Annotated in this window: 14 protein-coding genes and 2 pseudogenes; 5 read left to right on the forward strand and 11 right to left on the reverse strand. The window is 34.9% G+C overall.

What is annotated here, in order from left to right:
* Positions 1 to 255: pseudogene (locus tag E4T68_RS07040) on the forward strand (ISNCY family transposase); the annotation flags it as partial.
* Between the two features lie 127 nt (positions 256 to 382).
* Here E4T68_RS07040 and E4T68_RS07045 read toward each other — a convergent pair.
* The 8 genes from E4T68_RS07045 to atpB form a co-directional block, all read right to left on the reverse strand.
* Positions 383 to 811: a F0F1 ATP synthase subunit epsilon gene (locus E4T68_RS07045; RefSeq protein ID WP_135125494.1), complete on the reverse strand. Its 429-nt coding sequence runs from the start codon at positions 809 to 811 to the stop codon at positions 383 to 385.
* A gap of 17 nt (positions 812 to 828) precedes the next feature.
* A complete protein-coding gene (gene atpD / locus E4T68_RS07050; RefSeq protein WP_135125496.1) occupies positions 829 to 2,283 on the reverse strand; it encodes a F0F1 ATP synthase subunit beta in 1,455 nt (484 codons plus the stop codon).
* Between the two features lie 42 nt (positions 2,284 to 2,325).
* Entirely contained in the window at positions 2,326 to 3,273 is a 948-nt protein-coding gene (gene atpG, locus E4T68_RS07055) for an ATP synthase F1 subunit gamma (RefSeq protein ID WP_135125498.1), read from the reverse strand.
* A gap of 135 nt (positions 3,274 to 3,408) precedes the next feature.
* Positions 3,409 to 4,923 carry a F0F1 ATP synthase subunit alpha gene (gene atpA / locus E4T68_RS07060; RefSeq protein ID WP_135125500.1) on the reverse strand — a complete coding sequence of 505 codons (1,515 nt, stop codon included), beginning with the start codon at positions 4,921 to 4,923 and terminating at the stop codon, positions 3,409 to 3,411.
* A 7-nt stretch (positions 4,924 to 4,930) separates the two neighbouring features.
* Positions 4,931 to 5,452 (reverse strand): ATP synthase F1 subunit delta, encoded by a 522-nt coding sequence (gene atpH, locus E4T68_RS07065; RefSeq protein WP_135125502.1) that lies wholly within the window; start codon positions 5,450 to 5,452, stop codon positions 4,931 to 4,933.
* Positions 5,452 to 5,958: a F0F1 ATP synthase subunit B gene (atpF, locus tag E4T68_RS07070; protein ID WP_135125503.1), complete on the reverse strand. Its 507-nt coding sequence runs from the start codon at positions 5,956 to 5,958 to the stop codon at positions 5,452 to 5,454. The genes atpH and atpF overlap by 1 nt, the downstream gene beginning before the upstream one ends.
* A gap of 18 nt (positions 5,959 to 5,976) precedes the next feature.
* Positions 5,977 to 6,195, reverse strand: a complete 219-nt coding sequence (atpE, locus tag E4T68_RS07075; protein WP_135125505.1) for a F0F1 ATP synthase subunit C — start codon at positions 6,193 to 6,195, stop codon at positions 5,977 to 5,979.
* A gap of 24 nt (positions 6,196 to 6,219) precedes the next feature.
* Positions 6,220 to 6,945: a F0F1 ATP synthase subunit A gene (gene atpB / locus E4T68_RS07080; RefSeq protein WP_135125507.1), complete on the reverse strand. Its 726-nt coding sequence runs from the start codon at positions 6,943 to 6,945 to the stop codon at positions 6,220 to 6,222.
* Between the two features lie 345 nt (positions 6,946 to 7,290).
* Here atpB and E4T68_RS07085 point away from each other — a divergent pair, with 345 nt between their 5' ends.
* The 3 genes from E4T68_RS07085 to E4T68_RS07095 are packed head-to-tail and all read left to right on the forward strand — an operon-like array spanning position 7,291 to position 8,983.
* A complete protein-coding gene (locus tag E4T68_RS07085) occupies positions 7,291 to 7,713 on the forward strand; it encodes an HIT family protein (protein WP_135125509.1) in 423 nt (140 codons plus the stop codon).
* An 11-nt stretch (positions 7,714 to 7,724) separates the two neighbouring features.
* Entirely contained in the window at positions 7,725 to 8,066 is a 342-nt protein-coding gene (locus E4T68_RS07090) for a YtxH domain-containing protein (RefSeq protein WP_135125511.1), read from the forward strand.
* Positions 8,067 to 8,074: 8 nt separating this feature from the next.
* Positions 8,075 to 8,983 (forward strand): DMT family transporter, encoded by a 909-nt coding sequence (locus E4T68_RS07095; protein ID WP_135125513.1) that lies wholly within the window; start codon positions 8,075 to 8,077, stop codon positions 8,981 to 8,983.
* A gap of 667 nt (positions 8,984 to 9,650) precedes the next feature.
* Here E4T68_RS07095 and pta read toward each other — a convergent pair.
* The 3 genes from pta to rplM form a co-directional block, all read right to left on the reverse strand.
* Entirely contained in the window at positions 9,651 to 10,628 is a 978-nt protein-coding gene (gene pta / locus E4T68_RS07100; protein ID WP_135125515.1) for a phosphate acetyltransferase, read from the reverse strand.
* Positions 10,629 to 11,016: 388 nt separating this feature from the next.
* Positions 11,017 to 11,409 (reverse strand): 30S ribosomal protein S9, encoded by a 393-nt coding sequence (rpsI, locus tag E4T68_RS07105; protein WP_135125517.1) that lies wholly within the window; start codon positions 11,407 to 11,409, stop codon positions 11,017 to 11,019.
* A 13-nt stretch (positions 11,410 to 11,422) separates the two neighbouring features.
* On the reverse strand, positions 11,423 to 11,866 hold the full coding sequence (gene rplM, locus E4T68_RS07110) for a 50S ribosomal protein L13 (RefSeq protein ID WP_135125519.1): 444 nt from the start codon (positions 11,864 to 11,866) through the stop codon (positions 11,423 to 11,425).
* Between the two features lie 209 nt (positions 11,867 to 12,075).
* Here rplM and E4T68_RS07115 point away from each other — a divergent pair.
* A pseudogene (locus tag E4T68_RS07115) lies at positions 12,076 to 12,581 on the forward strand (helix-turn-helix domain-containing protein); the annotation flags it as partial.

Raw genomic sequence — 12,581 nt, forward strand, 5'->3', positions numbered from 1 at the left:
CACACAAAAGCGTTGGTTATTGAAGCATTTAATGGGGATATTTTCTTGAATATCGCTGACAACATTTATGCCACACGTTGTTTGTTAACACATGAAGAGCATTCAGCGGTGTTTGATTTGGGTGAGAATATAAAAAAAGAAAGGCGCCAATACGTTCCACCACAATCACACCCGTGGAAACTGGCATCTTTCAAACGCTATCTCAAGAGTATTGGAAAAACTCTTGAAGAGTATCAAGACAACAAGCTTGCTTGATACTTTAATAGCATACATTATTTTGCCCTATAAGTGCAATGATTTTTTTTGAAAATCATTGCACTTATAGTGGCTCACATTTTGGGACATTTTCATTTTCGATTGACATAGGTTCATTATACTATTTTTATTTTCTGTACAAATCGCATACACCAATACGATTAATTGCCTTATTTAATGAAATTCTAGCTCTACGCAAACGCATATCATCATGTAACTCTTCAGCCTCATGAATTTCATGTTCAGCACGTTCCTTAGCAAAATTCGCCCTATCTCTATCAATATCTCTTGCTCGCTCAGCACTATCTGCAATAATATTGCAAACATTATTACTAAATTCTAAAATTCCCGCATTCACGGCAATATAATTATCTTGCTCAACGCTTTGCCTTGTTACCGTCACCGGACCAATAACCAAAGGTGTCACAATAGGAATATGATTAGGCAAAATAGTCAATCCACCTTGTTCAGTTTTCACACTAACCTTTTTGGCATGATGTGAGTAAACAATCCCTTCAGGTGTGACAATATTTACAATTATTCCTTTTTCATCCATTTTGTAACCTCCTACTATTACTCAATATCTTCTGTAGGCAATTCTTTAATAGCAGGTCCATTATATCCTGAACGCATTGCTTTTCTAATAACATCTTCAATAGCACCAACATTTCTAAAGGCATCTTCCGGAATATCATCGTATCGTCCTTCAATAATCCCTTTAAATCCACGCACTGTTTCAGCAACTGGCACAAAAGATCCGGGTTGCCCAGTAAAGTTTTCAGCAACATGGAAATTTTGAGATAAGAAAAACTGCAAGCGTCTTGCTCGATTGACCAACACTTTTTCTGAATCAGATAATTCATCTAACCCTAAAATAGCAATAATATCTTGCAATTCACGATACCGCTGTAAAATACGTTGCACTTCCATAGCCACATCATAATGCTCTTGTCCTACAATTTCTGGAGTTAAAGCACTGGATGTTGAGGCAAGTGGATCAACGGCAGGATAAATCCCTAATTCCGTTAATTTACGCTCTAAGTTTGTCGTTGCATCTAAGTGAGCAAAAGTTGTCGCTGGTGCAGGATCTGTATAATCATCTGCCGGAACATAAATTGCTTGAATAGATGTAATTGATCCATTCTTAGTTGATGTAATTCGCTCTTGTAATTGCCCCATTTCCGTTGCAAGAGTAGGTTGGTACCCTACCGCACTTGGCATACGTCCTAATAAGGCAGATACTTCTGAACCTGCTTGTGTAAACCGGAAAATATTATCAATAAATAACAAAACATCTTGTTTTTCTTTATCACGGAAATGCTCGGCTAATGTTAATCCAGTCAGAGCAACTCGCATACGTGCTCCAGGTGGTTCATTCATTTGTCCAAACACCATTGCAGTCTTTTGGCTAACACCTGATTCTTTCATCTCATGATATAAATCATTTCCCTCACGAGTACGTTCGCCAACACCTGTAAATACTGATATCCCATTAGACTTTTCAGCGATATTATGAATTAATTCTTGAATAAGCACTGTTTTCCCAACACCTGCACCTCCAAATAATCCAATCTTTCCACCTTTTAAATAGGGAGCTAACAAGTCAATAACTTTTATACCAGTTTGCAAAATTTCATATTTACTATTTAATTCCTCATACTTAGGTGCCTTTTTATGAATAGGCTCTCTTGGAAAATCTTTTGGAAAAGCCTCACCATCATCAACTGTATCTCCCAAAACATTAAAAATCCGTCCTAAAGTTTCCTTACCTACTGGAACTTGTATTGTTTTCCCTGTATCTTCAACACGCATACCACGTGTTAATCCATCAGTAGATTCCATAGAAATTGTTCTCACAACACCCTGTCCTAATTCAATGGCTGTTTCTAAAGTCACTCGTTGTTGTGTGCCATCTGGTTTCTCTTTGATAACAACCAAAGCATTATGAATATCTGGTACACCATCGGACAAAGGAAAAGAAACATCAACTACGGATCCCATAATTTGACTGATTTGTCCTATCTTCACCTTAACACTCCTCACATTCATTTATTCTTTTACTAGCTTACTTTATTGTCCCAAGGCTGATGCTCCACCTACAATTTCAGTAATTTCTTGTGTGATTGCAGACTGCCTTTGTTGATTGTAAATTTTCTTCAACTCATCAATCAATTTTGAGGCATTATCAGTTGCACTCCTCATGGCAATCATTCGCGCAGCATGCTCGGCTGTTTTGGCATCTAAAATTGACTCATAAACTGCACTTTCAGCAAACTGAGGCAATAAACGTGCCAAGACTGCTTCCTTTGATGGTTCAAAAATATACTCTGCTTGCTTAGACTGATCAAACATGTACACGCCATCATGCACATCATCATCAAAATTTGTTAAAGGTAAAAATTGTTCAGCACGATACATTGACATCATCGCATTTACATGATGATTATAGCATACATATAATACATCAAATTCACCCGTTCTAAACATTGATACTGCCTTAACAATAATACTTCTTACTTCATCAAACGATGGAAAGTCACTAATACTTTCTAATTGATAGTCCACTTCAATCCCTGCTTTAGCAAAAAACGCTTGTGCAGCTGAACCAATAGTCATCAATACAAATTCATCATGACTTTTGTGATCTTCTTTCAACATATTTAACGTAGCATTAAACAATGAACTATTATAGTTCCCTGCTAATCCTTGACTAGCTGAAATCACTAAATACCCTGTTTTCTTTATAGGTCTTTGAATAAGCATATCTCTAAAATCAATAAAAGACTCTGTATTTTCTACATCATCAGAATCACTCAATTCAATACCTTCTGATTGTAATTCCTTTGCCAAATGAGCTACAATTTCATAAATTTTATGAGAGTATTCGTGAAACTTACGCATATACTGTTCAGAACGATTCAGTTTGGCAGCAGAAACCATTTGCATAGCACTTGTAATTTGCATGGTCATTTTTGTTGAATCAATTCTCTTTTTTATATCAATTAATGATGCGCCCATTTTTCCACCTCTCTACTTTTCATTTCTGCCAATCTCAATAAACTAATGATACAAATAACAGCCTCATACATTAACGACGACTCCTAAATATATCAGCATTCTATTTAACCTAATCGTGTATTTTGGAACTATTCATTAACTTAAAACAGTTGGCACAAATGTTTCACGATATGCCTTAATGGCACTCAATAATTCTTCCTCATCAGGTAAAGTGCCTTCATTCCTAATTTGTGCCATAAATTCTGGTTTTTCAACACTCAAGTACTCAATTAAACCTACTTCAAACTGACTAATATCACGAATAGATAATGTATCTAAAACACCTTGCGTTAAAGCAAATAATATAACAACTTGTTCTTCTACAGATAAAGGACTATGTTGATTTTGTTTCAACACCTCTACAGTACGTTTCCCACGATTTAATTTTTGTTGTGTTGCAGCATCTAAATCCGTTCCAAACTGTGTAAATGCCGCTAGTTCACGATAACTTGCTAAATCAATACGCAACGTTCCGGAAACCTTTTTCATAGCTTTCGTCTGAGCTGCTCCCCCTACACGAGATACAGATAGTCCTGCTGCTAAAGCTGGACGAACACCTGATGAAAATAGATCCCTTTGTAAGAAAATTTGTCCATCTGTAATAGAAATAACATTTGTTGGAATATAGGCTGAAATATCGCCTGCCTGTGTTTCAATAATTGGTAAAGCCGTTAGAGATCCGCCGCCTAAAGCATCACTCAACCGAGCTGAACGTTCTAAAAGACGTGAATGTAAATAAAATACATCTCCAGGATAAGCCTCACGACCTGGTGGCCGACGTAATAATAAGGAAATCTCACGATAAGCAGCAGCTTGTTTTGATAAATCATCATAAACAATCAATACATCTTTACCTGCATACATAAACTCCTCGCCAATAGCTGCTCCAGCATATGGTGCAATATATAACATTGGAGAAGGTTGAGAAGCACTAGCCGAAACAACTGTCGTATATGACATTGCACCATGCTTTTCAAACGTATCTACTAACGCTTTAACAGTAGATTCTTTTTGACCAATGGCAACATAAATACATAATGTCCCTTTCCCTTTTTGGTTTAAAATAGCATCAACTGCAATAGTTGTTTTTCCAGTCTGTCTATCTCCAATAATCAATTCACGTTGCCCTTTTCCAATAGGCACCAGCGCATCAACTACTTTCAATCCTGTAGGTAAAGACTCATTAACAGATTGTCTTTGCATAATACTTGGTGCTTCTGCTTCTACTGGACGACGTTTTTGACTCAAAATAGGACCTTTTCCATCAATAGGCTGTCCTAAAGCATTCACAACACGTCCAATTAAAGCCTCACCAACTGGTACATCTAAAATTTCTCCTGTTCGTTTAACAATATCGCCCTCATGAATATTAGAATATTCACCTAAAACGATAATCCCAACATCATGTTGCTCTAAATTTTGAGCAACACCAACTGTGCCATTCTCAAAAATTAGCATCTCATTAGACATTACATTAGTTAACCCAGTTGCACGAGCGATGCCGTCACCAACGAAAGTCACTTCTCCAATTTCACTAATTTTATTATCTGTTTTGAAAGACTCAACACGTTTTTTTATTGCTTGACTAATATCAAACGCTTGATTTATCATTGATTCCTCACCCCTCACTAAATTCTTTTTTAAATTCTTTTAACTGTGTTGCCAATGTTGTATCGTAAATAAATTCTTTTGATTTCACTAAAACGCCACCTAATATACGTTCATCTACTTGATTTTCACACGTGTCAAATTCTTGTTCTTTCTTTAAAGCCATAGCACGCTTAATACGTTCAACCTGTTCTTTGCTCAGTGGAACGGCTGTGACAATAGTTAGATGATGCTTAGCATAAATATCCTCGAACTGTTTAATTGTACGATAAATATAGCTATACAATGCCTCATCAATGAAATATTGAAAAAATTGTTTGGTTTCCTCATGAAAATAGACAATAATATCTTTTAACAAGGCACCTTTACTAGAATTGGTCACATATTCACGTGTCATCATTTGAGTAAACGGCATCTCTCCGCCTACACCTTGTTTGAATAGTTGGAGATCTTCATACACTTTTTCAAGCACACCATTAGCTTTAGACTTATCATATAATAATTGTGCTCTCTCATTGTAAAAATTAACCATTATTGTTCCAACCCTTCAATAAAGTCTTCAATTAAGCGTTGATGATCTTGTGCATTTAATTCACGTTTTAACAAGCGTTTTGTCAACTCTACACTAATATCGGCAACTTGTGCACTCAATTCGTTCATCATCACTTGTCTTTCATTCTCTATTGCCACTTGTGCTTCTTGACGAATACGCACAGTATCCTGTCTTGCCTGATTCGATGCTTCATTTTTAATGCGATCTCCCGCCTCTTTAGCTTTCGTTACCAAGTGTTGTGCTTTAATTTGTGCTTCTTGAACAGTCTGCTTAGCTTCTTGCTCGTATGCTTGTGCTTTTTCTCGACTTTCAGCAGCATTATCTAATTGATCATTAACGTTCTTTTCACGTTTTTCGACAATATCCATAATCGGACGAATAGCAAATTTACTTAAAATTGCCATTAAAATGATGAAAGACACTAAAATCGTTAATGAATTACCTAATACTGTCGATACATCTGCATTCAATACTAGAAAATCCATATTTTTTTCTCCCTCTCATTATGAAAATAGCATTAAAAATCCTGCGATAACACCTAATAGTGGAATAGCCTCAATCAAACCAACACCAATAAACATTGTACTTAACAATGATCCTTTTAATTCTGGCTGTCTTGTAATACTTTCTAATGCTTTTGATACGACACGTGCATTCGCCAAAGCTGATCCAAGTGCTGATAATCCCATAACTAATGCCACTGCAATATATTTTAATTCCATGATAAAACTCCTTTAATTAATTTTTTATTCATCTTCATGATATTCAATCTTATGCCCAATATAAACCATAGATAATGTCGTAAACACATAGGCTTGAATAAACGACACCATAACAGAAAAGCCTTGCCAGATAATAGTCAACATGACCGTAGGTATGACTGTAGTAAATCCTGCTGCTAAACTTAACTGAGCAAGTAGAGCAATCAATACTTCACCAGCAAAAATATTTCCATATAAACGTAAAGCTAAAGTTAGCGTATTCGTAAATTCTTCTAAAATTTTAATAGGGAATAAAAATGCGACAGGTTTCAAATAGTTTTGTTTGATATAACGTTTAAATCCGTAGCGTTGTATACTTAAATAGTGACTCAATAAAATAACCATTAACGACAAACTCAAACACACTACAGCATTTGCTGTTGGTGCATTCCAAAATGAATACCCTCCGGCTTCAACAAAAAAAGGCAAGTCTAGTAAATTGGAAAATACAATGAATAAGAAAAGCGTCGTTGAAAAAATAGTCAGTGGCTTTCCAGCAACTTCCCACTTCACATTATCTGTCACAACACCTTTAATAAAATCCACTAGTAATTCCATTACAGTCTGGCCATGAGCTGGTCGGATTGATAATTTTCTAGTCATCCAAAAAATACAAACAATAACACACAACAACGTTATAATTGTTGACACTACAATCGAAAGCGTAAAACCTATCCCAAACAATTCGAAATCGAACGGTTTACTTTCCATAAACTCACCTCTTTTCCGCAAAATATCAATGAAAACATAAAGACTTTCCTTATGCAATATACTCATTCTACTACTTATTTTTGAAAATATCAAAGTTTTTTATTCATAAAAAAATGTAATGGCTATCATTCATAAAAAGTCTTCTTTTTCTCCCATATTTCTCTTAAGATTTTCTTGTTTTCCAGTAGGACATCCAGTATTTTCATGAAACTTACAATTTGTCTGTTAGACTTATATTGTGTCACAAGACTTCATCTCCCTATTGTCTTAATCTACTTATTTCTTTTATTTGTTTTTCGTTAATTTTTATGATACATTATTCAAAAATAAAGGAGGGTTTTCATCATGTCTAATTGCATTTTTTGTCAAATTTTATCTAAAGAAATACCTAGTTACACCGTTTACGAAAATGAACACGTCTATGCCTTTTTGGATATTACACAAGTATCAAAAGGACATACACTCATTATTCCTAAACCACATGTAAAAGATGTTTTCGAGTGGACACCAGATATTGCCTCTTCCATGGGGGAAGCAATTGAAAAAGTATCAAAGGCACTAAAAAAAGCATTTCCAAACATGCAAGGATTGAATATCATCAACAATAACGGAGAACGTGCCTATCAAAGTGTCTTTCATTCACACATTCATCTTATTCCACGTTTTCCTGAGCAAGACGGACTTTCTATAACATTTGAACCCCATTCTCCTATGTATACACAAGAAGAAATGCATGCAATTGCTCAAACTATTACTCAAGCATTTTAAGGAGGATTACAATGTCAAAATTTTTTAAAGGATTTTTATTTGGTGGCTCTATTACCAGTATAGTAACTTTACTTCTGGTTAAATCATCTGGAAAAGAAAATCGACAAAAAGTTTCCCATTATTTACAAAATATCCAACAGAATGCCACACAATTAAACATGGCACTTTCTACATTAAATCAAGCAAAAAGAGAAATTACCTCTCAAGTTATCCCACAACTCAATCAATCTTTAAAAGATATTCAAACAACGCTACGTCATTTCAAAGAGGATAATCAACCACGTTTAAAACGTATTCAAGATAAAGTCAACACGTTACAATCACACATAAAATCAAATCAATCACAAGATTAGGAGTCTATATGTTTATTTTATTAGGTATTTTTATCGGATTTATTTTACCCATTCAAATCTGCTTAAACACAAAACTTAGCCAAAGTACTACCTCACCAATGATTGCTACATTTACGTCATTTATTGTAGGAAGTATACCACTAGCAATCGCCACATATATCGTAGACAAATCATTATTAATTTCTTCTGAAACACTATCTACTATTCCCTGGTGGGCATGGCTAGGTGGACCAATAGGTATTTTATATTTGATGAACAGCGTCATTTTATTCCAAAAATTAGGAGCATCTCAAGCTGCCATTTTACCTATTTTAGGACAAATTTGTACCGGATTAATTATTGATCATTTCGGACTATTTCATGCAAACGTTGTGCCTATCAATTTTTCAAAAGCTATCGGTGCTATTTGTGTCCTTATCGGTGTTCTGGGAACTGTACCAAAAGTCTCGCAGCACACAAACCAATCTAAGCGTTTAGCCTTATATCAACTGCTCGGCATTTCTACTGGAGCACTCAGTGCTATTCAAGCAACAATTAACGGACAACTAGGTGTTTCAATCAACTCATCTGTCAAAGCGAGTTTAATTTCATTTATTTTCGGGACACTCATTTGCATCATTATTTTACTAGTGACACGTCCTTTTCCAACAAAGGAATATTTTAAAGCACAATATAACCCTTGGTGGATGTGGCTAGGTGGACTAATTGGCGCCTCTTATGTATTAGGCATCACTTACCTTGTTCCTGTTATCGGAACAGGACTAGCCGTACTTACTTCACTACTGGGAATTACTGCTGGTGGATTATGCGTAGAACATTTTGGTTGGCTTCACACACCTGTTAAACCTATTACATTGAAGCAATTTATTAGTTTAACGATTATGATATTAGGTATCTTGTTTATTCAATTTTTTTAATGTGTCATTTTTAATATAAATCAAATAAGAAACTGAAAAGAAAGTACCTAAACAACAAAAACTGCAGGGACCTAACGTTTATAAACGATAAGTTCCTGCAGTTTTAAAAATATCACTTAAAACAATGTAACTGGGAAGAAAGCTCTAAATATAAAATAAAAAAGTCAAAAAATCTTTCCATCATTATCACGTATCATCAAAGCGCAAAACATCAAACTATGAAATAACAATAATGATCAATGCTATACCACAAATCAAACCATTTTGGAATCACATATTGCTTTTGATATTAGATGCATTACCAACATCACTCGATAAGAATTCTTGATATTTCAACTATCCATGAAGTCGGTTTGTTGAATTGACGAAACAAACCGTCATCTTTTCTATTCTTTTAATAAAAAATACAGAGTAATAATCAACTCATCTTATATCAAGTTGATCATTACCCTATTTTTAATAACAAGACTAGCTTTTTCTTAGTTCCATTAAAATCTAATGCTATTCACTCAAAATTACATATAGCACCTCAAGACTATCTAACAAAAAATCTTACATTAAGGAGTAAAACATTAATGTAAGATTTTTTGTTAAGTTTTATCTATCCTTATACTAACAAAAGACTCGTCTTACCGGTTCCTTTATTATAGACCATTTTATGTGATACTTATTTTGCCAAACTTTGATTAGCCGTAATAATTGCTAATTTGTAGACATCTTCCTCATTACAACCACGAGATAAATCTGAAATTGGCTTATTCAACCCTTGTAAAATTGGGCCAATCGCCTCAAATCCCCCTAAACGTTGTGCAATTTTATAGCCAATATTTCCAGATTGAATTTCTGGGAACACAAAAACATTCGCTTTCCCTGCAACAGATGAACCTGGTGCTTTTTGTTCAGCTACTGCTGGAACAAAAGCTGCATCAAACTGTAGTTCTCCATCAATTTGATAATGTGGAGCTAGTTTTTGCGCAATTTCTGCTGCTTCAATCACTTTTTGTGCCTCTGGAGCTTTAGCAGATCCTTTTGTTGAAAAACTCAATAACGCTACTGTTGGTTCAATATCAAAAATTTCTGCTGTTTTTGCACTTTCAATCGCAATTTCTGCCAATTCCTGTGCCGTTGGATTAATATTAATTGCACAATCTCCAAACACATAACGTTCACGTTCACCACGCATCATAATAAAAGCACCACTTGTTCGAGATACACCTGGCTTAGTTTTGATAATTTGTAGAGCTGGACGAACTGTATCCCCTGTTGAATGAATTGCACCAGACACCATACCTTCAGCAATGCCCATATACACAAGCATCGTTCCAAAATAATTGCCGTCATTTAAAATGCTCTGTGCTTCTTCTGAACTCACTTTACCTTTTCTTCGTTCCACAAAAGCTGAAACCATTTCCTCTTTTTTAGGATAATCACTAGGATTTAAAATGGTTATCTCATCAATAGACAATCCCCGTGAACTAGCTAATGCTCTAATCTCATCTGGATTTCCCAATAAAATTGGCTCAACCAAATCATCAGCACGTAAACGTACCGCCGCACCTAATACTCGGACATCTGTTGCTTCTGGAAACACAATAGGAATATTTTTTCCCACAATTTTCTTTTTCAAACTTTGAAATAAACTCATTTCACCACACCTTTCTTTACTATGTATCATACTACGATTTCACAAAAAAAGGTAGTTTTTTTGTAGGAAATTTGCGTATTTTTTCAAAATAACACCTGTACATTTGTTATCAACATACGAACGAATTTAGAAAAATTTTGATTTATTTCAGTAACCGTTACCAAAATTTTCAAGATTCATTTGAAGTATCCTATTTTAATATCACTATCGTTTATTTTCTCTATGTGATAAACATATAATAGAAAACAATTGTAATAATAACTACACATTAGAAATATGCTACAATCATACAAAAAAACTCGTTTCAAAACAAGAAACGTATTCGAACATAAAAAAGCACCTTCCCAAAAAATGAGAAAAGTGCTTGAAAACGTTGATATAATAAGGTTTAACGTTTTGAGAATTGGCTTGCTTTACGAGCAGCTTTAAGACCTGGTTTTTTACGTTCTTTCATACGTGGGTCACGTGTTAATAAGCCTGCAGCTTTTAACGCACCACGGAAATCTGGGTCAACTTGCAATAACGCACGTGCGATACCGTGACGTGCTGCACCAGCTTGACCTGTAAATCCGCCACCATTTACGTTTACATAAACGTCATAGCTTCCTAATGTTTCTGTTAAATTTAATGGTTGTTTAACAACTTCATGTAAGTAAGCAAATGGAATATATTCTTCAATACTTTTTTTATTGAAAACAATGTTTCCTGTACCTGGTACTAAAATTACACGAGCAGTTGAATGTTTACGGCGTCCTGTGCCTCTATATTGAACTTGTGCCAATGTTATGTCCTCCTTAGATTAAGTTTGTAATGTCTAATACTTCTGGTTGTTGTGCAGCATGTGGATGCTCTGAACCACCATATACGTTCAATTTTGTGAACTGTCTGCGACCTAAAGAGTTTTTACCTAACATCCCTTTAACTGATAACTCTACTAAACGACGTGAATCATTCGCACGTAATTCACCAGCTGTACGAGCTTTCAATCCACCTGGGTGGTTTGAGTGACGATAATAAATTTTATCTGTAGCTTTTTTACCTGTCAATTTCACTTTGTCTGCATTAATCACAACAACAAAATCACCTGTGTCAACATGTGGTGTGTATTGTGGTTTCATTTTTCCACGCAAAACGTTTGCTACGACTGCTGATAAACGTCCTAAAGGAACATCAGTTGCATCAATCACATACCATTTACGTTCTACTTCGCCTGGCTTAGCCATATATGTTGTACGCATTATTCTTCCTCCAATTTTACAAATCCTTGTTTGTTACATAATAAGTTTCCGGGGCTCATCATGGGGCAAACAATACCGTTTATTATTCTATCTAATTTACGACTATTTGTCAATTAGCAGTTGCATTTTTTATGATTTTTATCAATCGAATGTGATAATGTCTTAAAGTAATCGAATGACAAAATGTCCCAAAATGATAAACTAGAGATATGAAAAGGATAGAATTAACAGTGAATGAAATAAAAAAATATAACGTCATCAAAGCCGTTCATCATGGCAAAAAAACAAAACAACGTGCCTGTGTTGAATTAACTTTATCATTAAGACAAATTAACCGACTACTTCACAATTATGTTCAATTGGGTAAGTCAGCTTTTTCTCATAAAAATAAAAAACGCTCTCCAAAGCATAGTCTACCTGAATCTACTAAAACTTTTATTGTAGAACTATACCAATCATTTACCAATTTAAAACCTAATGTTGTTCATTTTACTGAAATGTTAAAACAAGAACATGGCATCAATTTAACAGATACAACTGTTCGTACCATTCTCTATAACCATGGGATGATTTCTCCCAAAACACATCGTAAAACAGTAAAACGACTAAAACAACAGAAAAAAGTAGCACAACAGGTGAGACATGAATTGTCTATAAACTTACCCCGTTCTTGTGAGTTTCTAGCAGATAGTGACACTATCCACCCTAGTCGTCC

Source organism: Granulicatella sp. WM01, assembly GCF_004570605.1.
Classification (GTDB): Bacteria; Bacillota; Bacilli; order Lactobacillales; family Aerococcaceae; genus WM01.

Excerpts from the sequence above, each read along its gene's own strand:
- E4T68_RS07090 (WP_135125511.1), top strand. The coding sequence starts at position 7,725 with ATGTCAAAATTTTTTAAAGGATTTTTATTTGGTGGCTCTATTACCAGT.
- atpE (WP_135125505.1), bottom strand. The coding sequence starts at position 6,195 with ATGGAATTAAAATATATTGCAGTGGCATTAGTTATGGGATTATCAGCA.
- atpG (WP_135125498.1), bottom strand. The coding sequence starts at position 3,273 with ATGGGCGCATCATTAATTGATATAAAAAAGAGAATTGATTCAACAAAA.
- E4T68_RS07045 (WP_135125494.1), bottom strand. The coding sequence starts at position 811 with ATGGATGAAAAAGGAATAATTGTAAATATTGTCACACCTGAAGGGATT.
- pta (WP_135125515.1), bottom strand. The coding sequence starts at position 10,628 with ATGAGTTTATTTCAAAGTTTGAAAAAGAAAATTGTGGGAAAAAATATT.
- atpB (WP_135125507.1), bottom strand. The coding sequence starts at position 6,945 with ATGGAAAGTAAACCGTTCGATTTCGAATTGTTTGGGATAGGTTTTACG.
- E4T68_RS07095 (WP_135125513.1), top strand. The coding sequence starts at position 8,075 with ATGTTTATTTTATTAGGTATTTTTATCGGATTTATTTTACCCATTCAA.
- atpF (WP_135125503.1), bottom strand. The coding sequence starts at position 5,958 with ATGGATTTTCTAGTATTGAATGCAGATGTATCGACAGTATTAGGTAAT.
- E4T68_RS07085 (WP_135125509.1), top strand. The coding sequence starts at position 7,291 with ATGTCTAATTGCATTTTTTGTCAAATTTTATCTAAAGAAATACCTAGT.
- atpH (WP_135125502.1), bottom strand. The coding sequence starts at position 5,452 with ATGGTTAATTTTTACAATGAGAGAGCACAATTATTATATGATAAGTCT.
- atpA (WP_135125500.1), bottom strand. The coding sequence starts at position 4,923 with ATGATAAATCAAGCGTTTGATATTAGTCAAGCAATAAAAAAACGTGTT.
- rplM (WP_135125519.1), bottom strand. The coding sequence starts at position 11,866 with ATGCGTACAACATATATGGCTAAGCCAGGCGAAGTAGAACGTAAATGG.